Raw genomic sequence first — 26,594 nt, 5'->3', positions numbered from 1 at the left:
GAAAATTTGGAAAACACGCTGAAATTTTTGCAGTCTTTTGATATAATTAGATGAAATAAGGAGAAGAAGAGGAAGATCATGATAACATCGAAAGATATCATAAAAGCCCATAAGGTCTTAAAGGGTGTGGTTGTTGAGACTCCCTTAGATTATGATCATTATTTATCCGAAAAGTATGGAGCGAAAATCTACTTAAAGAAAGAAAATGCGCAGCGGGTTCGTTCCTTTAAGATTCGTGGAGCCTATTACGCGATTTCTCAGTTGAATGAGAAAGAGAGAGAGCGAGGAGTAGTCTGTGCCTCGGCGGGCAATCACGCTCAAGGAGTTGCCTACACCTGCCGGGAAATGAAAATACCAGCGACCATCTTTATGCCGATTACGACACCTCAGCAAAAGATTAGCCAGGTTCGTTTCTTCGGTGGAGAGTACGTGACCATTAAATTAGTAGGAGATACTTTTGATGCTTCTTCTAAGGCGGCGCAGGAATATACTGAACTTAAAAACTGTACCTTCATTGATCCATTTGATGATGCCAATGTCCAAGCGGGTCAAGGAACTGTAGCCTACGAAATTCTAGAGGAAGCTAAAAAAGAATCCATTGACTTCGATGCGGTGTTAGTACCGGTTGGTGGGGGAGGCCTCATCGCCGGAGTATCCACCTATATCAAGGAACAAGCGCCGGAAATCGAGGTTATTGGAATTGAAGCAGATGGGGCTCGGTCGATGAAGGCAGCCTTTGAAGCTGGAGGCCCGGTAAAACTCAAACAGATTGATAAGTTTGCGGATGGGATTGCTGTTCAAAAGGTAGGCCAGTTGACTTATGAGGCAACGAAAAAAAATGTTGAGACCTTGATTGGCGTCAACGAGGGTTTGATATCTGAGACCTTGATTGATCTTTATTCTAAGCAAGGCTTGGTTGCAGAACCAGCTGGAGCTGCCAGTGTAGCGGCTTTAGAAGTATTGAGAGAGTATATCAAAGGGAAGACCATTTGTTGTGTGATTTCTGGTGGGAACAATGATATTAACCGGATGCCAGAGATGGAAGAGCGAGCTTTGATCTATGATGGTATTAAACACTACTTCATCGTCAACTTCCCGCAACGTCCAGGAGCTCTTCGAGAATTTGTAAATGATATCTTAGGCCCAAATGACGATATCACGCGGTTTGAGTACATCAAACGAGCAAGTAAGGGGACTGGCCCAGTCTTGATTGGTGTCACTTTGGCAGATAAGCATGATTATGCAGGTCTGATCAATCGGATTGAACAATTTGACCCTTCTTTCATTAACTTAAACGGAAATGAAACCCTCTATAACATGTTGGTATGATGGCTTCTTTAACAAAGAGTCACTTCAAAAAAGTAATAAAATATAAAGGAGAATCAGTAAATGATTTGGATTTTTCTATTGGCTATTCTAGTAGTTGGAGCTACTGTATTCATTAGCTCACTCTATGTGGTGAAACAACAATCTGTTGCAATTATTGAGCGTTTTGGACGCTATCAAAAGATCAGCAACAGTGGGATTCATGTCCGTGCACCATTTGGAATCGATAAAATTGCTGCGCGTGTGCAATTGCGTCTCTTGCAAAGCGAGATTGTAGTCGAAACGAAGACACAAGATAACGTATTCGTTACTATGAATGTCGCGACACAATACCGTGTAAATGAAAACAATGTAACGGATGCTTACTACAAATTGATGCGTCCAGAAGCTCAGATCAAATCTTACATCGAAGATGCTCTGCGCTCATCTGTTCCAAAGTTGACCTTGGATGAATTGTTTGAGAAAAAGGATGAAATCGCCCTTGAGGTTCAAAAACAAGTAGCTGAAGAAATGTCAACCTACGGGTATATCATTGTAAAAACCTTGATTACCAAGGTTGAACCAGATGCTGAAGTGAAGCAGTCAATGAATGAAATCAACGCTGCTCAACGGAAACGTGTGGCTGCTCAAGAATTGGCTGAAGCGGATAAGATTAAAATTGTTACCGCAGCCGAAGCGGAAGCTGAAAAAGATCGCCTTCACGGGGTCGGGATTGCAGAGCAACGGAAGGCCATTGTAGATGGTTTGGCAGATTCTATCAAGGAATTGAAAGACACCAATGTGAATTTGACAGAAGAACAGATCATGTCGATTCTTTTGACCAACCAATATTTGGATACTTTGAATAACTTTGCAGAAAAACAAGGTACCAATACCCTCTTCTTACCAGCAAATCCGGATGGCGTAGAGAATATTCGCACCCAAATCCTCTCAGCTTTAAAAGCTAAATAACAAAATATCTGACTTTTTTAAAATTGTTCGTATTTTCAGCTATTATGGTTGACAAAATATGCAAAAAATTTTATATTAGTATTGGAAATAATAATATAGGAGAAGAATCATGGCTAAATCGAACTTCGAAAAAGTGGAATCAGTTGTTGGTTGGGTACGTGATAAAAAGATCACTGGCTATCGTATCAGTAAAGAAACGAACGCCCGTGAAATGTCTATCATTGCACTTGCGCAAGGTCGTGCAAAAGTGAAAAACATTTCGTTTGAAACTGCGCTTGGCTTGATCGATTTTTATGATAAGAATCATCAAAAATTCGAAAATTAAACTTAGATATAAAAAAGAAGGGAAAAAGCTTCCCTTCTTTTTATATAGTATAAATCAGGATATCGTAGGAAAGTATCACTAGTTTTCTTCATATCTATCAAAGGATTTCAACAAGTTTATGTGTGGAATCATACTTTCAATTGAAGGTATTAAAAAACTCCCTCATCGGAAGGATTTCCAGTGAGGGAGTTTGTTTTAGTTTAAGAAACGTTGTAAGAATTCTTTGGTCCGTTCTTCTTTTGGATTGGTAAAGATTTCTTTCGGATCACCTTGTTCAGCGATGACCCCCTTGTCCATAAAGATAACACGACTTGAGACGTCTCGTGCAAATTCCATTTCGTGGGTGACCACGATCATGGTTAAGCCTTCTTTGGCTAAGTCTTGCATAATTTTAAGAACTTCTCCGACCATTTCAGGGTCCAGAGCAGAGGTTGGTTCATCGAACAAAATGGCATCCGGATCCATAGAGAGGGCCCGAGCGATAGCGACCCGTTGTTTTTGTCCTCCTGAAAGTTGTTTTGGACGAGCAGCCCAATAAGGTTCTCCCATACCAACTTTCTCTAAATTCGCTTTAGCAATCTTCTCAGCCGTTTCTCTGTCCCGTTTTAGGACAGTTGTCTGAGCGACAATGGTGTTTTCTAAGACATTTAAGTTTTCAAATAGGTTGAAGCTTTGGAAAACCATGCCCAATTTTTCCCGATAGTGGGTGAGATCATAGTCAGGATCAAGAACGTTTTGCCCCCGGTAGAGGATTTCCCCATCAGTCGGTGTCTCTAAGAGATTGATGGAGCGAAGGAAGGTAGATTTCCCACTACCAGAGCTCCCAATGATGGAGATTACTTCACCCTTCTCAACAGAAAGAGAGATGTCCTTCAAAACTTCGTTTTGACCGTAGGATTTTTTTAAGTGTTTGATTTCAAGTATTTTTTCTGCCATTATTTCACCTCTTTGACTTGCATTTGATTGGCACCAGTAGTATAGGTATCAGAATCTAAGCGACGTTCGATGTAACGAAGGATACGGGTGATAGTGAAAGTCAGGATAAAGTAAATAACCGCAATAATCGTAAAGGTTGGGAAGTATTTGAAATTCTGTGTTGCAACTGTATTTCCTGTAAAGTAAAGTTCGACCACGGAGATAACGTTCAAGACAGATGTATCCTTGATGTTGATGACAAATTCATTCCCTGTCGCTGGCAAGATATTCCGAACGACCTGAGGAAGGACGACCTTACGCATGGTTTGTCCATGGGTCATTCCTAGAGCGGTAGCCGCTTCAAACTGACCAGTATCCACTGCTAAGATTCCTCCACGAACAATCTCACTCATATAAGCCCCTGTATTGATCGAAACAATAAAGATAGCCGCCCAGGTACGATCCAAGGAAATGTTGAAGGCTTGGGCTGAACCGTAGAAAATAACCATGGATTGAACAATCATCGGAGTTCCACGGAAGATTTCAATGTAGACATTGAGGAACCAACCGAAGAATTTTTGCAAGGCGGCGAGGGCCTTGTTCTTAGACATAGGGGCAGTTCGGAAGACACCAATTAACAAACCGATAATCAACCCAGCAATGGTTCCCGTCATGGAGATGAGGAGGGTCATTCCAGTTCCACGCAAGAACTGTGGACCGCTTTCTTTTAAGATGTTTACTACTTGGTCAAAGAAAGGTTCCTTGCTTTCACTAGTATCTGTTGAAACAGGTTGTTTTGTAACCATGTCATCCATCAGTTTGACTTGGTCTTCAGATGAAATATTGGCTAGTGCCGCATTGACTTGGTCAAGTCTAGTGTCACCCTTCTTCATCCCGATAGCGATGGTCGCATCTTCTTCTCCAACTTCAAATCCTTTTTTGAATTGGATCATCTTAAATTTAGGATTAGCGGACTCGGCGGTAAGGGCTTCGGGACGCTCAGAAACATAGGCATCGATAACGCCAGATTCTAAAGCTTGACGCATCTGGGCAAAGTCGCCCATCGCAGTCACTTTTTTGGCCCCTTTTAATTGCGAGATGAGATTATATAGGTAGACCCCTTGTTGAGAGGTGACCTTTGCATTCTTAAAGTCATCTAGACTAGTGGCATTCGCATAGTTTCCATCTTTACGTACCAGCATGACTGGCTCACTGGTATAGTAGCTATTTGAAAATGCTACTTCTTTTTTACGCTCTTCAGTAGGGCTCATCCCGGCGACGATCATATCGATTTTTCCAGATGAGAGAGCTGGGATAAGTCCATTCCAAGATGTTTTTACAATTAGTGGTTTTTTTCCAAGCTTCTCAGCTACTTTTTTGGCAATTTGAACATCATATCCATTGGCATATTGGTTGGTGCCATCAATCTTCACGGCTCCATTTGAGTCATCTTCTTGAGTCCAGTTGAAAGGAGCATAAGCCGCCTCCATACCAATACGCAGATATTCATCTTCTTTTGAACCTTGAGTCATTGCCAGAAAAATGAATAGTACTGTCAATATTCCGGCAAAGACTCCAATGATAGTTTTTTTCATGTAGTCTCCTCTTCCTTTATAAATAGTATCATCTTATTGTACAGGAAATTGGTCTACTTTTCAAACCTGATAGCCTTTTCATGAAAAAATGCTATAATAAACCAAAGGAGTATAGGGGAAATGAAAAAAATTCTGTATGTTCTATTGGCAGTGTTGGCCTGTCTATTTGTAACAGGTTTTGTAAAAGCGGATGGTCCTTCCTATGAGGTTCAGTCTTATCGGGGGACTCTTACCTTGGAAACTTGGGATGATGCTACCTATGAGGAAGAATTGGTCTATCATTTTACAACTTCCTATAATGGTCAATATGTCACCTTGGGAAGTGCGGGTAAAATGCCTCAAGGTTTTGAAATAGTCATTCCTCCTTTGGTGGAAGTGGAAGGTAGAACCTTGTCGCAAGAACCAGAAGTTCATAATTTAGGCGATGGTTATCAGGTAAAGATTTATAACGGCGGAAGTGCAGGGGATACTGTCAAGATAAAGGTTATCTGGCGCTTAAAAAACCTGCTCTATGTTCACCAAGATATCCTATTATTGAACTGGAAACCAATCAGTGATGGGGATCAAGAGGTCAAAAAAGTAGAGTTACAGGTTATCCCGAAATTTGCCACGCCTGCCTCGAAGTCGGAACTGAATATCCATACGGCTTATTTGGGGGCTGAGGCAACTGTTCAGAAAGAAGAAGCAAACTATAAGGCTACTCTAGAGAATCTGAAACGAAAAGAAGGTGTTGAAATTTATGCTTACTGGCGGAAATCGGATGTAGCTTCCTTTGGGGAATCCTATCGCGATACAGGTTTGATGGAGGAGTCCAACTATCATCGGACGGAAGCAGGAATTGTTCAAAAACGGACCTGGATTCGCTTATTTATGAAGGTCCTACTCCCAATCCTTATTCTGTTCATCCTTCTTCTTGCTATTTATTATCGTCATCAATTCATGCAATCTGTGACTTCTACCAGAGTTTTCCCAAAAAATAGCCGCTTGTATGAGATTCCAAATGACGTTGCGCCTCTACTAATGGCCTCGATTGTATACTCTACAGAGCTAGATGAGATTTCTCCAACCAAAAAACATGCTCGGGGCGCCTTTAAATTTGATCAGTTGGTGCAAGCAACCTTACTTGATTTGATTGATCGAAAAAATATCATCTGTGAGCAATACGACACTCATACAGTTTTAACCATTCAAAATGAAGATACATTGGATGAATTTGAGCGCGAATTTCTTAGACTAGCTTTCGGTTCTCAAAAATATTGTAGAACAGATGACTTGTTTTCAGATTATGAAATTTCGGATTCTCTCTATAAATATGCCTCTGAGAAAGAGCAAGATGCCATTCGCAAGCGAGGAAAACAAGCGCAAGATCGGATTGATGCAGCGATTTCTCGTGTCGCTCAGGCAGTTCAACAAAAGATCCAAACCTTTGCCCTTTCTCCTTACTACCGTCCTTTAGAGGTAGGGGAGGATCGTGCAGGCCGTATGTGTCTCTTCTTTGGATGGGCTGCGTGGAGCATTGCTTTGGTAGCCGGCCTAATTGCTTATTTCATCTTGAATTGGCTCTCTATCTTTTGTGTGATCTATGTGTTGGTAATGTGGATTCTTCCGGCATCCTTCCAAGGGAAGTTCACCCTCTATCGACGGGATGGAGTCCCAACGGACCTCGGTGCAGAACAGCGCTATTACTGGGATAGCTTCCGTAATATGTTGCGGGATATCGCTCATTTGGAAGAAGCAGAAGTTCAATCGCTGGTTTTATGGAATCGCTTATTAGTCTATGCTACTCTGTTTGGTTTTGCAGATCAAGTAAGTAAAGTGATGAAACTTCGTCAAATCCACCTAGACAACCCAAGTATGGATGCCTATGTCTACACTCCATTTCGTAGTAATCTGATCCATTCCAGCCATCTCTTATCTACTTATGGAACGACCGCGACAACTGCTAGTCATTTTACAGTATCTTCGGGTGGTAGTTCTGGTGGTGGCTTCTCTGGTGGCGGTGGCGGCGGTGGCTTCGGTGCTTTTTAGAGTCGAAAAGTGCTAGCTAGCCACAGTTGTGTGTATAATTTTATAGAAGAGGCTGGGACAAAAGTCCTAGCCTCTCAATTATTTTGGGATTGTTGAGCAAGACGCAGTGGTTGAGTGGGCTCTACTACGCTGATTTCATCAGCTTTTACAGCCCTACTCAACTGTGCGGAGGTGGGACGACGAAATCGAATTCTAACGAATTACCGATTTCTGTCCCACTCTCTTTTTTAGTCTATGTATCCTTGCAAGCACATCTGGTTCTATGGCTAGAAATGTGTTATAATATAGCAAATGTAAGTTTAGGAGAAGAAGATGCTTATCATTGAAGTGATAAAAGCGATTCTTTTTGGAATCGTTGAAGGAGTCACCGAGTGGCTTCCAATCTCAAGTACAGGTCATTTGATTTTGATCCAAGACTTTATTCAGTTTAAGGATCAGAACCCTGCCTTTATGGAGATGTTTAATGTTGTTATTCAGCTTGGTGCTATTATGGCCGTCGTCGTGATTTACTTCGACAAGCTTTATCCATTTAAGCCTGGAAAATCGAAAAAAGAGGTGAGACGGACTTGGCAATTGTGGGCCAAGGTTGCTGTAGCGACCCTACCTTTGCTCTTTGTCTTTAAATTGGATGATTGGTTTGAAGCTCATTTTCATAACTCTTTTTCTGTAGCCATCATGCTGATCACCTATGGGTGGGCCTTTATTTACCTTGAAAAACGGGAGCAAGTAGAGCCAGAAGTGACGGAATTACACAAGTTGCCTTATAAGACTGCTCTCTATATTGGTTTGTTCCAAGTCTTGTCACTTTTCCCAGGGACCAGTCGGTCAGGTGCAACGATTGTAGGTGGTTTGGTCAATGGAGTTAGCCGCTCAGTTGTGACAGAATTTACCTTCTATCTGGGGATTCCTGCTATGTTTGGAGCTAGTCTATTAAAGGTCGCTAAGTTTGTCTTGGGAGGAAATGCTTTAAGCTTCAGCCAAGGAACGATCCTTTTGGTCGCTATGGCAGTTGCCTTCGGAGTCAGTATGGTAGCAATTCGCTTCTTGACAGATTATGTTAAAACTCATGACTTCACGGTTTTTGGAAAATATCGGATTGTTTTGGGAGCGATTTTGCTGGTCTATGCAGTAATTAAAATCTTTATCTAACCATGAGATAGGAGTGCTTCTTCTTTCTCTTCAAATGGCTATGTTTGAGGGGGGAGGAAGTGCTCTTTTGTTTAAGTTTTTTCATATCTGAGATGGGGGGTCATGTTTTGAAAAATATGTCCCTTTTTAGTATAATAGAAAGACTAACAGTATGAGGTGCAGTCATGAAGATGAAGCAAATCAGTGATTCAACCATTAAAATCACGATTCAATTAGAGGATTTGGAGGAACGAGGCATGGAAATGGCTGATTTTTTGGTGCCTCAAGAAAAAACAGAAGAATTTTTCTATACCATCTTAGATGAATTGGAAATGCCAGAAAGCTTCTTAGACAGTGGCATGTTGAGTTTCCGAGTGACTCCTAAGCCGGATAAGCTCGATGTTTTTGTGACCAAATCAAAAATTGATCAGCATCTAAATTTTGAAGACTTTTCCGACTTGCCTGATATGGAAGAATTGTCGCAAATGTCTCCAGACGAATTTATCAAGACCTTGGAAAAAACCATCTCTGAAAAGAGTAAGGGAGACGGCGATGCTATCCGTCATTTAGAAGCTGAGGAATTGGCTGATGAGAATCAGCTTTCAGAAGAAGATACACAGAATCATCCAGTAGATACACGGTATATTTATTATATCCTCCAGTTCTCTCAGTTAGAAGAAGTGATTCGGTTTACAAAGACAGTTCATTATGCGGTCGAGACTTCGGAACTTTATAAAATGGACGGGGTTTACTATTTAACCGTCTTGATTGATTTGGAAGGGTGCCCGCAAGATTATCCAGGTTGGCTCTTGGCAACCATGCGTGAATATGCGGAAGATACAGATACTACTAGAGCTGTCCTCCAGGAACATGGCCATCTCTTGCTCGTCTCAGATGCTATTCACGAACTTCAAAAGGTTAATTTGGTATGATTACTTTTCCATTACAATTTATCCTGGTCCTGATTGCAACTTTTTTGATCAGTTTGATTCTAACTCCCTTTGTGAGGTTATTGGCCTTTAAAATAGATGCCGTAGACTATCCAAATGCGCGTCGGATCAATAAAAAACCAATGCCCAGCGCTGGTGGTTTAGCCATTCTTCTTGCTTTCACCATTGCAACCGTGGTATTGCTACCGATGATTACCAAAGGCTATGTAGCTAAGACATCTTATCTGACCTATACTTTACCAGTTGTCGTTGGAGGATGGATTATAGGTTTGACTGGTTTAATCGATGATATAAAAGAATTATCGCCGCGGTTAAAGATGCTGGGGATTTTCCTAGGGGCTAGTGTGATCTGGTTCTTTACAGATTTTCGCTTAAATGATTTCAAGATCCCTTTTGGAGGGCCATTTCTTCATTTTGATCCCTGGTTGTCCTATATTTTAACAGTCGTTTGGATCATTTCGATTACCAATGCAGTCAATTTGATTGATGGGTTGGATGGCCTGGTCAGTGGGGTTTCGATTATTTCCTTGGTGACGATGGGGATTGTTTCTCATTTCTTTCTCCCAGTGCCCAATCTCTTTCTGACTATGACGATTTTTGTCTTAGTCATGGCCATTGCTGGTTTCTTCCCCTTTAATTATCATCCAGCGATTCTTTATTTGGGGGATACAGGTGCCCTCTTCATTGGTTTTATGATCTCTGTTTTGTCCTTGCAAGGTCTTAAGAATGCGACGGCAGTTGCGGTTGTCACGCCGATGATTATCTTGGGAGTTCCCATTACGGATACCTTTTTAGCGATTGTTCGTCGGACTCTCTCTGGCCAGAAGTTCTATGCCCCAGACCGGAATCACTTGCACCATCGCCTACTTTCTTTGGGCTTAACGCATCGTGGAACTGTCTTGGTCATCTATGGAATTTCGATGATTTTTGCTATGATTTCTCTTCTATTGAATATTTCGACTCGTATTGGTGGCGTTCTGCTTGTCATCGGTTTGGTATTAGGAGTTGAATTATTAGCAGAATTGATTGGAGTCTTAGGTCCGAACCATAGTCCGCTCCTCAATTGCTTACGCTATATCGGAAATTCTGCCTATCGAGAGGAAGTTCGACAAAATAGAAAAAACAAGACTAAATAAGAACGATTCTAAACACCAGAAAAGCCTTTTAGGCTTTTTTTTGTTATACTAGATAAGACAAAACTCTATAGCAGAAAGGAATACAAATGTCAGTATTAGAGATTAAAGATCTTCATGTAGAAATTGAAGGCAAGGAAATTTTAAAAGGCGTGAACTTGACCCTTAAAACAGGGGAAATTGCAGCCATCATGGGACCTAACGGGACAGGGAAATCAACCCTATCTGCAGCCATCATGGGGAACCCAAACTATGAAGTGACCAAGGGTGAAATTCTATTTGATGGAGTGAATATCCTTGAATTGGAAGTGGATGAACGTGCTCGCATGGGCCTTTTCTTGGCTATGCAATACCCATCAGAAATTCCAGGAATTACCAATGCTGAATTCCTTCGTGCAGCCATGAATGCGGGCAAAGAAGAGGATGAAAAAATTTCTGTTCGTGATTTCATCACAAAATTGGACCAGAAAATGGAACTCCTCAATATGAAGGAAGAAATGGCAGAACGCTATTTGAACGAAGGTTTCTCAGGTGGTGAGAAGAAACGCAATGAGATTCTGCAATTGTTGATGTTGGAACCGAAGTTTGCCCTTCTTGATGAGATTGACTCCGGTTTGGATATTGATGCCCTTAAAGTAGTTTCAAAAGGGGTCAATGAAATGCGTGGCGAAGGTTTTGGTGCCATGATTATTACCCACTACCAACGTCTTTTAAACTACATTACTCCTGATGTGGTTCACGTGATGATGGAAGGTCGTGTTGTCCTTTCAGGTGGTCCTGAACTTGCTGTGCGTTTGGAGCGTGAAGGATACGCGAAATTAGCAGAAGAGTTAGGTTACGACTACAAAGAAGAACTCTAATCTTGTGTCCGAAACTGAACAGGATCTTTGAGGAGGAGTAAATGACCAAAGAAAATATCAAACTTTTTTCAGAAATGCATGCAGAGCCCCAATGGTTGCAGGACTTGCGCCAGAAGGCTTTTGATAAAATTGATGATTTAGAACTACCCGTGATTGAACGCGTGAAATTTCATCGTTGGAATCTTGGCGATGGAACGATCACAGAAAGTGAGCCCCTTACTGCTGTGCCAGACTTCACTGCGATTGACAATCAATTAAAATTGGTTCAGCATGGAACTCATACAGTATTTGAACAGATTCCAGTTGACTTGGCCAACCAGGGAGTCATCTTTACAGACTTCCACTCAGCTCTGGAAGTAATTCCAGAGGTCGTAGAAGATTTTTTTATGTCATCCGTTAAATATGATGATGACAAGTTGGCAGCCTACCACACAGCTTATTTCAATAGTGGAGCTGTTCTTTATATTCCAGATCATGTAGAAATCGCGGAGCCAATCGAGGGTGTCTTCTACCAGGATAGTGATAGCGATGTGCCATTTAACAAGCACATCTTGATTATCGCTGGTAAGAACAGTAAGATTAGCTACCTTGAGCGTCTGGAGTCACGTGGTGAGGGTAGTGCTAAAGCAACTGCCAATATCACAGTAGAAGTCATTGCACGTTCAGGTGCGCAAGTGAAGTTTGCTGCGATTGATCGTCTTGGTGAGAATGTCACTGCCTACATTAGCCGCCGTGGGAAACTAGGTAAGGATGCTAGCATTGACTGGGCAATCGGTGTCATGAACGAAGGAAATGTCGTTGCTGACTTTGATAGTGACTTGATAGGAAACGGCAGCCATGCTGACTTGAAGGTCGTAGCCCTATCTAGTGGTCGTCAGGTACAAGGGATTGATACCCGTGTAACCAACTATGGTTGCAATTCGGTAGGGAACATTCTCCAACATGGGGTCATTCTTGAAAAGGCAACCTTGACCTTCAACGGGATTGGCCACATTATTAAAGGAGCAAAAGGGGCAGATGCCCAACAAGAAAGCCGTGTGTTAATGCTTTCTGACCAAGCTCGTTCCGATGCTAACCCAATTCTTTTGATCGATGAAAATGATGTGACTGCAGGTCACGCAGCTTCTATCGGTCAGGTAGATCCAGAAGACATGTACTACCTCATGAGCCGTGGCTTGGATCAGGCAACTGCAGAACGCCTAGTGGTTCGTGGGTTCCTTGGATCAGTGATCGTGGAGATTCCAGTCAAAGAAGTTCGTGAAGAAATGATCCAAACCATTGAAGATAAATTATTGAAGAGATAAACATGATAGATGTCGAAAAGATTCGGAAAGATTTCCCGATTTTAGATCAAATAGTGAATGATGAGCCGCTTGTCTATTTAGATAATGCAGCGACGACACAAAAACCAAAAGCTGTCCTAGAAGCGGTGAATCGCTATTACCAAGAGAATAACGCCAATGTTCACCGCGGGGTTCATACCTTGGCCGAACGGGCGACCGCGTCCTATGAAGCAGCAAGAGAAACTGTCCGTCGTTTTATAAATGCTTCCTCGACCAAAGAGGTCTTGTTTACGAGAGGGACTACGACAGGTTTGAACTGTATTGGGCGGTTTGCAGAGGAAATCCTCGAAGAGGGGGATGAGGTCCTCATCTCTATTATGGAACACCATTCCAACATCCTTCCTTGGCAGGAAGCTTGTCGGAAGACAGGGGCGAAGTTGGTCTATGCCTACTTGAAAGACGGTGGTCTGGATCTAGAGGATTTCCGAGAAAAATTGACAGATCGAACCAAATTTGTTTCCATTACCCATGCTTCTAACGTACTCGGGGTAATTAATCCTATCCAGGAACTCGCTCAATTGGCTCATGAAAAAGGAGCCATTATGGTAGTGGATGGGGCTCAATCAGTCCCGCATATGAAAATTGATGTGCAAAAACTAGATGCAGACTTCTTTGTCTTTTCCGGGCATAAAATGGCTGGACCGACAGGAATTGGAGTCTTGTATGGAAAAGAGCACTATCTCAATCAAATGTCACCTGTTGAATTTGGTGGGGAAATGATTGACTTTGTCTATGAACAATCCGCAACCTGGAAGGAACTCCCTTGGAAATTCGAAGCTGGGACTCCAAATATGGCTGGCGCTATTGGTTTAGCTGCGGCGATTGATTATTTGGAGGCCATTGGCATGGATGCCATTGAGCATCACGAGCAAGACTTGATTGCCTACGTCTTTCCTAAACTTCAAGCGATTGAAGGCTTGAAAATCTATGGCTCCCAAGATTTAGCGAAACGCTCTGGGGTGATCTCCTTCAACTTAGGGGATCTGCATCCTCATGATCTTGCGACTGCCTTGGATTATGAAGGAGTTGCCGTTCGGGCAGGCCACCATTGTGCTCAACCTTTGATCCAGTATTTGGAGGTTCCAGCGACTGCTCGAGCTAGCTTTTATCTCTACAATACAAAGGAAGACTGTGATAAGCTTGTAGAAGCGCTGATAAAAACAAAGGAGTTTTTCGATGGCACTTTCTAAATTAGATAGCCTCTATATGGCTGTAGTAGCTGACCATTCAAAAAATCCCCATCACCATGGAAAGATTGAAGGGGTTGAACAAATCAACTTAAACAATCCAACTTGTGGCGATGTGATTAGTTTGTCTGTTCAGTTTGATGATGAAGGAGTAATCAAGGACATTGCCTTTGTCAACTCAGGTTGTACGATTTCGACGGCTTCTGCTAGTATGATGACGGACGTTGTCCTAGGAAAATCCAAAGAAGAAGTGCTAGAGTTGGCGACTATTTTTTCAGAAATGGTCCAAGGCAAAGAAGATGCCTGTCAAGACCAGTTGGGAGATGCAGCCTTTTTAGCCGGGGTTGCTAAATTTCCACAACGGATCAAGTGCTCGACCCTGGCTTGGAATGCTCTCAAGAAAGCAATCGATGCTCAAGCCTAATGATGAATAAAAGTGATGAAGATTCAAGTCGGTTTTTTAACCGAGCTTCTGGTGAGAAATGATATCAACATTCGGCTGCTGATGGTCCAGACTAGAAAAAGTAATCACATGGGAAGAGCGCTAAAAAGAAAATGAAAGGAAAGATATGACAGAAGAAAGAGTAGAACCAAAACCAATTGATCTTGGTGAATATAAATTTGGCTTTCACGATGATGTAGATCCAATCTTGTCAACAGGAAAAGGGTTGAATGAATCGGTTATTCGCGAGTTGTCTGCTGCGAAAAATGAGCCAGAATGGATGCTGGAGTTCCGTTTGAAGTCTTATGAAGCATTTAAAAAAATGCCGATGCAAACTTGGGGAGCGGACCTGTCAGATATTGATTTTGACGATTTGATTTATTATCAAAAACCATCTGATAAACCTGCACGTAGCTGGGATGAAGTGCCTGAAAAAATTAAGGAAACATTTGAACGGATTGGTATTCCAGAAGCAGAGCGTGCTTACCTAGCCGGAGCAGCTGCTCAGTATGAGTCTGAAGTAGTTTACCATAACATGAAGGAAGAATTCCAAAAGCTCGGGATTATCTTTACGGACACAGATTCGGCTTTGAAGGAATATCCAGACTTGTTTAAGCAATACTTTGCTAAGTTGGTACCTCCAACGGATAATAAGTTGGCAGCCCTCAACTCAGCTGTTTGGTCAGGTGGGACCTTTATCTATGTACCGAAGGGTGTAAAGGTCGATGTTCCTTTGCAGACCTACTTCCGGATTAATAATGAAAATACAGGTCAGTTTGAGCGGACTTTGATTATTGTTGACGAAGGCGCTAGCGTCCACTATGTAGAAGGATGTACAGCACCGACTTATTCAAGCAATAGCCTGCACGCAGCCATTGTCGAAATTTTTGCCTTGGATGGCGCTTATATGCGTTACACGACCATCCAAAACTGGTCCGACAATGTCTATAACTTGGTAACCAAACGGGCCAAAGCAACCAAAGATGCGACAGTTGAATGGATCGATGGAAACCTCGGAGCTAAAACGACCATGAAATACCCGTCTGTTTATCTGGATGGAGAAGGCGCGCGTGGGACTATGCTTTCTATCGCCTTTGCAAATGCGGGGCAACACCAAGATACAGGTGCTAAAATGATCCATAATGCTTCACATACCAGCTCTTCAATCGTCTCAAAATCCATCGCGAAAGGTGGAGGAAAGGTTGACTACCGTGGACAAGTGACCTTCAATAAAGATTCAGCGAAATCTGTCAGTCACATTGAGTGTGATACCATTATCATGGATGACTTGTCTGCATCTGATACCATCCCATTTAATGAAATTCACAATTCACAAGTTGCTTTGGAGCACGAAGCTAAGGTTTCTAAGATTTCTGAAGAGCAACTCTATTACCTCATGAGTCGTGGCTTGTCAGAATCAGAAGCGACTGAGATGATCGTCATGGGATTTGTAGAGCCTTTCACTAAAGAACTTCCAATGGAATATGCAGTTGAGCTCAACCGCTTGATTAGCTATGAAATGGAAGGATCTGTCGGTTAAGGGGATAAAAGGAGAAGCAAAATGGGATTCTTAAAAAAATTATTTGGTAATGTTGAAAAAGCGAATAAGGGCGAAATTCCTGTTGAGGAAATTGTTCCCCCCTTTACAATTGATCTAGCAGAAGAAGCAGATGATTATTGGAGACAGATGGAACAAAATCTCTTGATCAATGCTGTGAAGGCTGTTGGCGGTCCTGATAAAGCGGATCGTGCCTTTATGCTAGTGAATTTTAAGCCGGGTCAAGAAACATTTGATTTGTATTATCAAATCGATGGAAAATTAATTTCTTGGCAAGAATTGGATCCAGAACTTGTAGAAAAAATCCGCCTTCAACTCTTGCCTCAAGCACCAGCAGTAGCCCATGCAGTCAATGAAAATTACGAAGCTGCCAATGTTCCTGTGATTAGTTATGCCATGCTTCAATTAGAAACGGCGACCATGGCTTGGTTTGGTCGGAAGCTAACAACAGCTACACCTGAAGCTAGCTTATCTTTTGAAGAATTGGTAGCGGGTTGGCGTGCGGTGATTGAACAAGAAATCCCGACTCATCCAATAGACAGCGATACTGCTTTTCCTTATTTCGAAGTTCGATAGAAGTTCTGTTGACAGGAATAAAATAAACAAAAAAAGAGGGTGACCTCTTTTTTTGTTTATGAGCATTTATAGTTTTTCGTTGACGTAACGAACAAATTGATTCCACCACACCTTTAAGAAGAAACTTTTTTGGATATTTTCTCCGCTCACCATTTCCATACTAGGGGCTTTACCTTCGATATACCCTCGACCGATGGGTTCTGGATCAGTGTAGGTAAGGGTTCCGAGAGAAGTACCTTTCTTTATAGGAGCGCTAAATGAAGATTGGCTACTTTTAAAGGTGATTTTAGCTTCTGCTTGGCTTCCTTGTCGTTCGATCACGATGAAGTCATCCTTGGCAACAGCAGTGGCGTTTGTTTTCTTGCCATCGTGAACCGTTGATTTACTGTTGTTGTAAGCTTCGCCTTTGCTGACAATAAGGCTTGGAACGAAGTTTTGGCTCACATAATTCATCAGGTTGGCTGTTGCAACAAATCGTGCGTAAGGGTCACCATCGATTGCCTCAACACCAATGACAACGGTAATCATTCGAATCCCATTTTGATTGGTAGAAGCGACAAATGAGATCCCTCCTTTTTCGGAATTTCCAGTTTTTAGACCATCCACCCCAGCTCGATAGTTGGGCATGTTTTCCAGCATATAGTTGCTACTCTCCAATTGAATTCCAGCAAATTCTGCATGGGAGAGGGAGGTGATTTTTGTAACTTCAGGAAAGTCTTCTAGAAGATGTTTTGCGATGACTGCCACATCATAAGCGCTCAGCTTATTTTCGGTATTTTTCTTTTTATTTTCCTCATCCCCATCAATGATAGATTGATTCAATCCACTAGCATTCACAATCGTCGCATCTGTAATTCCCCAATCTTTGAGCTTTGCTTTCATGAGCAGGACGAATTTTTCTTCGCTACCAGCTACTTTTTCAGCTAAGGCGATGGCGGCACTATTGGCGTTTGATACGAGGAGAGCAGTGAGCAGGTCCTTGACCTTGTATTTACGGGCTTCCATGGGAACGTTGCTGATTCCTTCAACAGCTGTCAGTTGATAGGCTTTATCAGAAATATCCACATCATCAGTTAAAGAGATTTTTCCTTGCTGAATGGCTTCGTAAACGAGATAAGTGGTCAAAAGGTTGCTGATTCCGCCAACCTCTTTTTTCTCATCACTATTTTTTTCGTAGAGTATTTTACCTGTTGTCCCATCGATCGCAATAGCATGCTGGGCTCCAAGGTCTAGGTCCTCCGCTTTTACAGGAGACGTACTGAGAAGCGCAAGCATTAGACAAAGAAGTAAGGTGATTATTTTTTTCACGTTTGAATCCTCGATTGTTTTTTGTCTCTACTATTGTATCATAAAAGAAGGCAACTGCTCTAATCCTATTTTGCTCTCTTAGGACTCAAAGGTCATAGGCAGATTTGAAAGATAGTTGGTAAAATGGAAGAAATAGTGTATAATGGTAGAAAACCTAACATAAGGAGATAGTGATGAAAGTAAATAAACGGTTCGTACTGGCCGGTGTTTCTCTAGCCAGCGCTCTTCTATTGACAGCCTGCGGTGGTGGAAGCAGCAATCAATCTACTTATTCTTATATTTATTCAACAGATCCAAATACATTGGACTACATTGCATCGACTCGTACAACGACGTCTGATATTACAAGTAACCTTGTTGATGGTTTGTTAGAAAATGATAAATATGGAAATTTAATCCCAAGTTTGGCAGAAGACTGGACAGTTTCAGAAGATGGCTTGGTCTATACCTATAAACTTCGAAAAGATGCTAAATGGTACACCAGTGAAGGGGAAGAGTATGGTGCTGTAACAGCTCACGATTTTGTGACAGGAATCAAACATGCTGTGGAATCAAAATCAGAAGGTCTCTTCTTAATCCAAAACTCCATTAAAGGTTTGGATGCCTATGCCAAGGGTGAAACAACAGATTTTAAGACAGTTGGCGTGAAAGCCCTAGATGATTACACCGTTCAATATACCTTGGAACGCCCAGAAAGCTTTTGGAATTCTAAGACGACATCAGGCGTCCTTTTCCCAGTTAACGCAGCTTTCTTAGAATCTCAAGGAAAAGACTTTGGTTCTTTAAAACCAAGTAGTATTCTCTATAACGGTCCCTATTATTTGAAGAATTTAACTTCAAAATCTCAAATTGAACTTGTAAAAAATAAAGAATACTATGATGAAAAGAATGTTCATATTGATAATGTGAAGTTGACTTACAATGACGGATCAGATCCAGAATCAGTCATCAAGAAATTTGAGAATGGACAATATTCATTTGCGACGGTAATGCCAAATAGCTCCACTTATAAGAGTGTGAAAAAGAAATTTGGTGATAATATTGTTTATGGTGTTCAATATGGTACATCTTACTATCTAGGCTTCAACATCGATCGTCAGAAGTATAACCATACAGCCAAAACGACAGATGCTCAAAAATCGTCTACAAAACAAGCGGTTTTAAATAAGGATTTCCGTCAAGCTGTCAACTTTGCCTTTGACCGTGAAGCCTATGCTGCACAAACATCTGGCGCAGATGCAGCGACCAAGATTCTTCGAAATACCTTGGTTCCACCGACTTTTGTTCAAGTAAATGGCGAAGAGTTCGGTAAGGTTGTCGAGAAACAATTGGTGACCTATGGGGATGAGTGGAAAGACGTAAATCTAGATGATGCCCAAACCACCCTCTACAATCAAGAGAAAGCCAAAGCTGAGTTTGCAAAAGCCAAAGAACAACTACAAAAAGAAGGGGTACAATTCCCAATTCATTTGGATTACGTTGTTAGTCAGACAGATAACAGCCAGGTACAACAAGCTAGCTCCTTCAAACAATCCGTAGAAGCTGTTCTTGGTGCAGACAATGTTGTCGTAGATATTCAGAAATTATCTGATGATGACTTTAACAATATTACCTACTTTACAGACACTGCTGCTGAGAAAGATTATGACCTTGCAGGCGGAGGATGGGTGCCAGACTACCAAGATCCATCTACTTATTTAGAGAGTTTAAGTCCTGTTAACGGTTCGGTTTTCTACTATCTAGGTGTGGATGCAGGTTCAAACAGCCCTGCTATTACAGCAGTTGACTTTGGGAAGTATGCAGAGCTCTTAAAAGATGCCAATGCAGAAGTGAGTGACCAAGCTGTACGGTATGAGAAATACGCAGCCGCTCAAGCATGGCTAACCGATAGTTCTTTGATTTTACCAACTGTTTCAAATGGTGGAACGCCAATGTTGCAACGGACTGTCCCATATAGTCGTGCTGCTTCATGGGTTGGAACAAAAGGTACAGGAACCAACTATAAATATCTTGAACTTTCAGAAGAAGTCATCAAGACAAAGGATTACGATGCAAGTAAAGAAAAATGGTTGAAAGAAAAGGCTGAATCCAATAAAAAAGCCCAAGAAGAATTAAAGAACCACATCGAATCGAAATAGCTGGGAAAGTAAGAACGCATAAGTTCAAGTAGGGGAAGGAGCCACTAAAAAGGATTGATTTTTTAGACAGTCCTCCGCTTAGTGGCTCCTTTCGCTTGCCAAATATTCAGAAAATTTAGTTTACTTTTTGTCTCACTTATGCTATAATTCTATCTAAATTCAATAAAATGGAGACTCAAAATGAAAAAAAGTAAAGTTTTTGCATTTGCCGGAGTAACATTGCTCGCAGCAACTTTCCTTGCAGCATGTTCTGGCTCAAAAGATAGCAAGTCTGCATCAAAAAAAGATACAACATATGGCTATGTTTATACAGATGATCCAACAACTTTGGATTACACTGTATCTTCAAAAGCTTCCGTACACGATATTACAACAAACGGTGTAGATGGTTTGTTGGAGAACGATAAATACGGAAACCTTGTACCATCTATTGCTGAAGATTGGTCTGTTTCAAAAGACGGTTTGACCTATACCTACAAAATCCGTAAGGGTGTTAAATGGTATGATGCTGACGGTGAAGAGCATGGTGAAGTAACAGCTCATGACTTTGTTACTGGATTGAAGCATGCAGCGGATAAAAAATCAGAATCTCTTCCATTGGTAAAAGACTCAATCAAAGGATTGAAAGACTACTCAGAAGGAAAAATTTCAGACTTCTCTGAGGTTGGGGTCAAAGCAGTAGATGATTATACACTTGAGTATACTTTGAACCAACCAGAAACTTTCTGGAATTCAAAAACAACTAATGGGGTTCTTTTCCCAATTAGTACAGAATTCTTGAAGAGCAAGGGTGATGAATTTGGTCAGCCAGGTAATGTCAAATCAATCTTGTTCAATGGTCCATTCCTTTTGAAATCAATCACTTCTAAATCAGAAATTACTTTTGAGAAAAACGAAGATTATTGGGATAAAGACAACGTTCATATCGACAAGATTAAATTGTCTTATTATGATGGATCAGATCAAGATTCCTTGGCGCGTGGCTTTAGTGATGGATCATACACAGTTGCTCGTCTCTTCCCAGCAAGTTCAAACTTTGCGTCTGTTGAAGAAAAATACAAAGATAATATCTACAACACACAGCCTGGTTCTGGTGTAGCAGTCTTAGGTTTCAACATTGACCGTCAAGCCTACAACCACACATCTAAAACTTCAGATGAGCAGAAATCTTCTACGAAGAAAGCTATCTTGAACAAGAATTTCCGTCAAGCCATCACCTTTGCCTTGAACCGTGAGAATTATTCAGCGCAAGTCAATGGTAAAGACTATGCTAAGGCTGCTATTCGGAACATGTACACCGCACCTGCCTTTGTTCAAGTAAATGGTAAAGACTTTGGTGATGTAGTAGCAGACAAGTTGCAAACTTATGGAGATCAATGGAGTGGTGTGAATCTTGCAGACGGTCAAAACGGACTTTATAGCAAGGAAAAAGCAAAAGCTCAGTTTGAAAAAGCAAAAGCTGAACTCCAAAAAGATGGTGTTCAATTCCCAATCCACTTGGATGTTCCGGTTGCACAAAACTCAACAAACTTTGTGTCACGGATGCAATCCTTCAAACAATCAGTTGAAGAAACACTTGGTACAGAAAACGTTGTTGTGGACCTTCAAATGATGGACCAAGATGAAGTCTTGAACATTACATTGAACGTACCATCAGCTGCAGAAACTGACTGGGATCTTCAAGGGCTTGTAGGATGGAATCCAGACTACGATGATCCATCTACTTACCTTGACACCTTGCAACCATCTTCACCAGACCAAACTAAGACTTACCTTGGATTTGCTGGTGGTGTCGACAATGCTTCTGCTAAAGCAGTCGGTTTAGATGAATTTGCGAAATTGCTTGATGATGCAGAAAAAGAAACTCAAGATGTAGTGACTCGTTACGACAAATTTGCAGCAGCTCAAGCTTGGTTAACAGATAGCGCATTAGTGATTCCAACTATGACAAGTTCAGGTGCTGGAACAGTTGTTTCAAAAGTAGTTCCATTCTCTGGACCATCATCACAAACAGGTAACAAAGGATCAACTTATTTCAAATATGTTGAAGTTCAAGATGAACCTGTCACTAAAAAACAATATGATCAAGAACGTGAAAAATGGTTGAAAGAAAAAGCTGATTCAAATAAAAAAGCTCAGCAAGAACTAGAAAAACACGTTAAATAATCACCTTCATCAGAACTTTCTCTAATAGGGGAGAAAGTTCTTTTGAACATTAAAGGAACGGAATATGAAAAAATATATATTTATGCGTATTTTACGTTCGTTAGTGTCGATCTTTTTAGTTACGACATTGACGTATACAATTATTTATACGCTAACCCCAAGAAATTTAATTTTCAAAAACGACCCTAACTACAATAAGATTGCAAAGACTAAGGATTCTAAAATCAATTATGAAAACACAGTCTATGATCGTATGGGGTATATAGAATATCTTGATTCAAAAGCTTTGAAAGAAAAAGCAAGCAAGGAAGACTCATCAGTAACTGTAGAGCCTACTAAAGAAAACGAAAAGATCTACAAAAAGTACATTTCTAATCTTGGAAATGGCTGGGTATTGAAACGTTTCCCTGAAAACAAAGGCTTTTACGCAACTCGTGAAGTCCCTGTCTTTGAACGTGTTATTGGATTCTATGGCAACCTGATTCAGATTGATCATCCAAATGTCATCAAAGATGCTTCCAATCCAAAACTTGAACGCTATATTCGCATTGAAAATGATCCAGCTATTGGTTGGTCAGTAGTTGGTTCGGGGACTAAACATAAATATCTTTTGTATTTCAATGGTCAATTCCCGTTCATTCATCAAAATTTTGTATCGTTAAACTTGGGTGAATCTTATCCAACTTATTCAAATACGCCGGTTCTTCAGGTTATTACACAAGGACAAGGTACTACTAAAAAGAGTGAAGTAAACTTCCCAACAGGGAAAAAAGAATCTTCTATCGATATCTACTCACGTACTTACAAATCACCAAGCAAGGCAGATGCTCAAGATATTGCCCGTTTTGGTGAAGGAGATGCTTATACAGCAACTTTGAGTAACTATGAAAATCCATCCATGATTGTGAGCTCTTCTATTATCGGCTTGATCGGGATTGCAATTGCTTACTTGATCGCAATTCCATTGGGATCATACATGGCCTTGTTGAAGAACACATGGTTTGATAGTGCCTCAACAGCTGTCTTGACATTGATGATGGCTCTTCCAACGATTGCCTTGGTCTACATCGTCCGCTTGGTTGGTTCAACAATCGGTCTTCCAGACTCTTTCCCAGTCTTAGGAGCTCAGGACTGGAGATCGTACGTTCTTCCTTCTGTCATCCTGGGACTATTGACCGCTCCAGGTTTGGCTGTTTGGATTCGTCGTTATATGATTGACTTGCACTCACAAGACTTTGTCCGTTTTGCACGTGCTAAAGGACTCTCTGAAAAAGAAATTTCACGCAAGCATATTTTCAAGAATGCAATGGTTCCAATCGTTACAGGTATTCCTGTTCAATTGGTCTTGGTTATCTCAGGAGCTACCTTGACAGAAACTGTCTTTGCCTTCCCTGGTATGGGTAAAATGTTGATTGATTCCATCAAAGCATCGAATAATACCATGGTGGTGGGTCTTGTCTTCATCTTCACCGTTCTTGCTGTATTTGGAGCGATGGCCGGTGATATCCTCATGGTTATGGTAGACCCTCGTATCAAATTGACAACTAAGAAAGGAGGCAAATAATGTCTACAATCGATAAAAAGAAATTCCAATTTGTTGAACGTGACGACTTTGCCTCTGAAACAATTGATGCGCCGTCGTACTCCTACTGGAAATCAGTATTTCGCCAATTTTTCAAAAAGAAATCAACCATTTTCATGTTAGCAGTCTTGGTGGGAATTCTCTTGATGAGTTTTGTTTATCCAATGTTTTCAAACTTTGATTACAATGATGTAAGTAAAGTAAATGATTTCACTGCTCGTTTGAATCCTCCAAGTGCCAAAGCTTTCTTTGGTACAGATAACAATGGTAAATCGTTGTTTGATGGAGTTTGGTTTGGTGCCCGCAATTCGATTATCATCTCTTTTATTGCTACCTTGATCAACGTTGTAATCGGTGTAGTGATTGGTGGGATTTGGGGTGTGTCAAAATCAATCGATCGCTTCATGATGGAAGTTTATAACGTTATTTCAAACGTTCCATTCATGTTGATTGTTATTGTCTTGACTTACTCAATCGGTGCTGGTTTCTGGAACTTAATTTTGGCGATGACGGTAACAGGATGGATTGGGATTGCTTATTCTATCCGTGTCCAAATTATGCGTTACCGTGATTTAGAGTACAACTTGGCCAGCCGTACTTTGGGGACTCCAACTCTAAAAATCGTGACAAAAAACATTTTGCCGCAATTGGTATCTGTTATTGTGACGACAACAACTCAATTGTTGCCAGCCTTTATTTCAACTGAAGCCTTCCTTTCCTTCTTTGGATTGGGATTGCCAATTACAGTTCCAAGTTTAGGTCGTCTGATTTCAGACTACTCACAAAACGTAACAACCAATGCGTATCTTTTCTGGATTCCATTGACAGTTTTAGTCTTGGTATCCTTGTCATTCTATATCGTTGGACAAAACCTTGCAGATGCCAGCGATCCACGTACACATAGATAGGAGGAGTAGGTATGACAAATGATAAAAATGTAATCTTATCTGCTCGCGATATCGTAGTAGAATTTGATGTTCGGGATCGTGTCTTAACAGCCATTCGCAATGTGTCCTTAGACCTTGTTGAAGGTGAAGTCATGGCACTTGTTGGTGAATCAGGTTCTGGTAAATCTGTTCTCACAAAAACCTTCACAGGAATGTTAGAAGACAACGGACGAATTGCCAATGGTAGCATTAATTATCGTGGGCAAGAATTAACAGAACTCAAGTCAAACAAAGATTGGGAAGATATCCGCGGTGCAAAAATTGCAACCATCTTCCAAGATCCAATGACCAGTTTGGACCCGATTAATACAATCGGATCACAAATTACGGAAGTTATTATTAAACACCAAGGCAAGAGTGCCAAAGAAGCCAGAGAAATGGCCATTGATTATATGGAAAAGGTGGGAATCCCAGAAGCGGAACGTCGCTTTGATGAATATCCTTTCCAATATTCAGGCGGGATGCGTCAACGGATCGTTATTGCTATTGCGCTTGCTTGTCGTCCGGATATCTTGATCTGTGACGAGCCAACAACGGCCCTTGACGTAACCATCCAAGCCCAGATCATTGACTTGTTGAAATCATTGCAAAAAGAATATAACTTTACAACAATCTTTATTACCCACGACTTAGGTGTGGTCGCAAGTATTGCAGATAAGGTTGCCGTAATGTATGCTGGTGAAATTGTAGAATTTGGTAAAGTAGAAGAAATCTTCTATGATCCAAGACATCCTTATACATGGAGTCTCCTTTCAAGTTTGCCACAATTATCTACCTCTAAAGGTGATTTATATTCTATCCCAGGGACTCCTCCATCATTGTATTCGCCAGTAAAAGGGGATGCCTTTGCTTTGCGTTCAGACTATGCTATGCAAATTGATTTCGAGGAACATCCACCGGTCTTCAATGTTTCAGATACACATTGGGCTAAAACATGGCTCTTACATGAAGATGCACCAAAAGTCAATAAACCAGAAATTATTGATAATCTTCATGAAAAGATTAGTGCGAAAATGGGATTCACTACAATCAAGGACTAGGAGAAGGAAATGACAGAAAAATTAATAGAAGTTAAAGATCTAGAAATTTCCTTCGGTGAAGGAAGTAAAAAATTTGTAGCTGTAAAGAATGCAAATTTCTTCATCAACAAAGGGGAAACATTTTCTCTTGTTGGTGAGTCTGGTAGTGGGAAGACGACAATTGGTCGTGCAATCATTGGTTTGAATGACACTAGTGCAGGTGACATCTTGTATGATGGCAAAAAAATCAATGGGAAACAATCGCGTAAGGATGAAAATGAATTAATCCGAAAAATTCAAATGATCTTCCAAGACCCGGCAGCAAGTTTGAATGAGCGTGCAACAGTCGACTACATTATTTCAGAAGGTTTGTACAATTATCACCTATTCGAAAATGAAGAAGACCGAGTACGTAAAGTAAAAGAGATTATGCATGAAGTGGGGCTTCTAGCAGAGCATTTAACTCGTTATCCTCATGAATTCTCTGGTGGACAACGCCAGCGGATTGGGATTGCTCGTGCCTTGGTAATGGAGCCAGAATTTGTTATCGCTGACGAGCCAATTTCAGCCCTTGACGTATCCGTACGTGCGCAAGTTTTAAATCTCCTTAAGAAATTCCAAAAAGAGTTGGGCTTGACCTATCTATTTATCGCACACGATCTTTCAGTAGTTCGATTTATCTCTGATCGTATTGCGGTTATTTACAAAGGAGTTATTGTAGAAGTAGCTGAAACGGAAGAATTGTTTAATAATCCAATTCATCCATACACACAATCTCTACTATCTGCTGTTCCAATTCCAGATCCAATTCTAGAACGCAAAAAAGTTCTGAAAGTTTATGATCCTGATCAACATGATTATTCAACCGACAAACCAGAAATGGTTGAAATCAAACCTGGACATTACGTTTGGGCAAATAAAGCAGAACAGAAAAAATATAAAGAACTTGTATAATCATAAGAAAACGAGAAGAATACGCTTCTCGTTTTCTATTTTTTTTAAAAAAAGAAAAACTTTTTTTAAAAAAATAGAAAAAAGATATTGACAAGGCGAAGTGGACGTGATATACTAATATAGTTGTCGCGCGAGAGCGACAAAGACCTTTGAAAACTGAACA

At 41.0% G+C, this 26,594-nt stretch carries 22 protein-coding genes; 19 read left to right on the top strand and 3 right to left on the bottom strand.

The window, feature by feature from the left end; genetic code table 11:
• Positions 1–78: 78 nt before the first annotated feature.
• The 3 genes from ilvA (at position 79) to LXO72_RS09670 (ending at position 2,602) form a co-directional block, all read left to right on the top strand.
• Entirely contained in the window at positions 79–1,329 is a 1,251-nt protein-coding gene (ilvA, locus tag LXO72_RS09680) for a threonine ammonia-lyase IlvA (RefSeq protein WP_233332461.1), read from the top strand.
• 60 nt (positions 1,330–1,389) lie between these two features.
• A complete protein-coding gene (locus LXO72_RS09675; RefSeq protein ID WP_023022202.1) occupies positions 1,390–2,277 on the top strand; it encodes an SPFH domain-containing protein in 888 nt (295 codons plus the stop codon).
• A 109-nt stretch (positions 2,278–2,386) separates the two neighbouring features.
• Complete coding sequence (locus tag LXO72_RS09670; RefSeq protein ID WP_006594972.1) at positions 2,387–2,602, top strand: capsule biosynthesis transcriptional regulator; 216 nt, start codon at positions 2,387–2,389, stop codon at positions 2,600–2,602.
• Positions 2,603–2,797: 195 nt separating this feature from the next.
• On the opposite strand, the gene LXO72_RS09665 is transcribed toward LXO72_RS09670, so the two are convergent.
• Both LXO72_RS09665 and LXO72_RS09660 read right to left on the bottom strand, forming a co-directional pair.
• Positions 2,798–3,538 (bottom strand): amino acid ABC transporter ATP-binding protein, encoded by a 741-nt coding sequence (locus LXO72_RS09665; protein WP_009732258.1) that lies wholly within the window; start codon positions 3,536–3,538, stop codon positions 2,798–2,800.
• Entirely contained in the window at positions 3,538–5,112 is a 1,575-nt protein-coding gene (locus LXO72_RS09660) for an ABC transporter substrate-binding protein/permease (RefSeq protein ID WP_233332459.1), read from the bottom strand. Before LXO72_RS09660 ends, LXO72_RS09665 begins: the two co-directional genes overlap by 1 nt.
• A 120-nt stretch (positions 5,113–5,232) precedes the next feature.
• Between LXO72_RS09660 and LXO72_RS09655 the strand changes: the two genes are divergently transcribed.
• From LXO72_RS09655 to LXO72_RS09610, 10 genes are all read left to right on the top strand, one after another.
• Complete coding sequence (locus LXO72_RS09655) at positions 5,233–7,140, top strand: DUF2207 domain-containing protein (protein WP_233332457.1); 1,908 nt, start codon at positions 5,233–5,235, stop codon at positions 7,138–7,140.
• Positions 7,141–7,452: 312 nt separating this feature from the next.
• A complete protein-coding gene (locus LXO72_RS09650) occupies positions 7,453–8,289 on the top strand; it encodes an undecaprenyl-diphosphate phosphatase (protein WP_233332455.1) in 837 nt (278 codons plus the stop codon).
• Positions 8,290–8,453: 164 nt separating this feature from the next.
• The gene (gene mecA / locus LXO72_RS09645; RefSeq protein ID WP_233332451.1) at positions 8,454–9,200 is read left to right on the top strand and encodes an adaptor protein MecA; all 747 of its coding nucleotides are present in this window, start codon (positions 8,454–8,456) and stop codon (positions 9,198–9,200) included.
• Positions 9,197–10,354: a glycosyltransferase family 4 protein gene (locus LXO72_RS09640; protein ID WP_233332450.1), complete on the top strand. Its 1,158-nt coding sequence runs from the start codon at positions 9,197–9,199 to the stop codon at positions 10,352–10,354. The genes mecA and LXO72_RS09640 overlap by 4 nt, the downstream gene beginning before the upstream one ends.
• Before the next feature lie 86 nt (positions 10,355–10,440).
• The gene (sufC, locus tag LXO72_RS09635; protein WP_048692034.1) at positions 10,441–11,211 is read left to right on the top strand and encodes a Fe-S cluster assembly ATPase SufC; all 771 of its coding nucleotides are present in this window, start codon (positions 10,441–10,443) and stop codon (positions 11,209–11,211) included.
• 41 nt (positions 11,212–11,252) lie between these two features.
• Positions 11,253–12,515, top strand: coding sequence for a Fe-S cluster assembly protein SufD (sufD, locus tag LXO72_RS09630; protein ID WP_233332448.1), 1,263 nt, complete (start codon positions 11,253–11,255; stop codon positions 12,513–12,515).
• Positions 12,516–12,517: 2 nt separating this feature from the next.
• A complete protein-coding gene (locus LXO72_RS09625) occupies positions 12,518–13,744 on the top strand; it encodes a cysteine desulfurase (protein WP_233332446.1) in 1,227 nt (408 codons plus the stop codon).
• Positions 13,731–14,165, top strand: a complete 435-nt coding sequence (gene sufU / locus LXO72_RS09620; RefSeq protein WP_195324800.1) for a Fe-S cluster assembly sulfur transfer protein SufU — start codon at positions 13,731–13,733, stop codon at positions 14,163–14,165. Before LXO72_RS09625 ends, sufU begins: the two co-directional genes overlap by 14 nt.
• A 145-nt stretch (positions 14,166–14,310) precedes the next feature.
• On the top strand, positions 14,311–15,723 hold the full coding sequence (sufB, locus tag LXO72_RS09615; protein ID WP_233332444.1) for a Fe-S cluster assembly protein SufB: 1,413 nt from the start codon (positions 14,311–14,313) through the stop codon (positions 15,721–15,723).
• A gap of 21 nt (positions 15,724–15,744) precedes the next feature.
• Positions 15,745–16,317 (top strand): hypothetical protein, encoded by a 573-nt coding sequence (locus tag LXO72_RS09610; protein WP_233332435.1) that lies wholly within the window; start codon positions 15,745–15,747, stop codon positions 16,315–16,317.
• 66 nt (positions 16,318–16,383) lie between these two features.
• Here the strand turns inward: LXO72_RS09610 and pbp3 are convergent, their stop codons facing one another.
• Positions 16,384–17,625, bottom strand: coding sequence for a D-alanyl-D-alanine carboxypeptidase PBP3 (gene pbp3 / locus LXO72_RS09605; protein ID WP_233332433.1), 1,242 nt, complete (start codon positions 17,623–17,625; stop codon positions 16,384–16,386).
• 173 nt (positions 17,626–17,798) lie between these two features.
• On the opposite strand from pbp3, the gene LXO72_RS09600 reads away from it, so the two are divergent.
• The 6 genes from LXO72_RS09600 to LXO72_RS09575 all read left to right on the top strand — a co-directional run bounded on the left by LXO72_RS09600 (position 17,799) and on the right by LXO72_RS09575 (position 26,431).
• Entirely contained in the window at positions 17,799–19,763 is a 1,965-nt protein-coding gene (locus LXO72_RS09600) for a peptide ABC transporter substrate-binding protein (protein WP_233332424.1), read from the top strand.
• Between the two features lie 180 nt (positions 19,764–19,943).
• Complete coding sequence (locus tag LXO72_RS09595; RefSeq protein WP_233332422.1) at positions 19,944–21,929, top strand: peptide ABC transporter substrate-binding protein; 1,986 nt, start codon at positions 19,944–19,946, stop codon at positions 21,927–21,929.
• A 64-nt stretch (positions 21,930–21,993) separates the two neighbouring features.
• A complete protein-coding gene (locus tag LXO72_RS09590; protein WP_048692006.1) occupies positions 21,994–23,493 on the top strand; it encodes an ABC transporter permease in 1,500 nt (499 codons plus the stop codon).
• Positions 23,493–24,419 (top strand): oligopeptide ABC transporter permease OppC, encoded by a 927-nt coding sequence (gene oppC, locus LXO72_RS09585; RefSeq protein ID WP_048692005.1) that lies wholly within the window; start codon positions 23,493–23,495, stop codon positions 24,417–24,419. The genes LXO72_RS09590 and oppC overlap by 1 nt, the downstream gene beginning before the upstream one ends.
• Before the next feature lie 11 nt (positions 24,420–24,430).
• Complete coding sequence (locus LXO72_RS09580; RefSeq protein ID WP_125335844.1) at positions 24,431–25,498, top strand: ABC transporter ATP-binding protein; 1,068 nt, start codon at positions 24,431–24,433, stop codon at positions 25,496–25,498.
• A 9-nt stretch (positions 25,499–25,507) separates the two neighbouring features.
• Positions 25,508–26,431, top strand: coding sequence for an ATP-binding cassette domain-containing protein (locus tag LXO72_RS09575; RefSeq protein WP_048714745.1), 924 nt, complete (start codon positions 25,508–25,510; stop codon positions 26,429–26,431).
• Positions 26,432–26,594: the final 163 nt, after the last annotated feature.

It is taken from the genome of Streptococcus sp. XMC (assembly GCF_021341835.1).
Taxonomy (GTDB): domain Bacteria; phylum Bacillota; class Bacilli; order Lactobacillales; family Streptococcaceae; genus Streptococcus.
The sequence above is the reverse complement of the archived record's forward strand: the minus strand, read 5'-3'. Positions and strand labels throughout refer to the sequence as shown.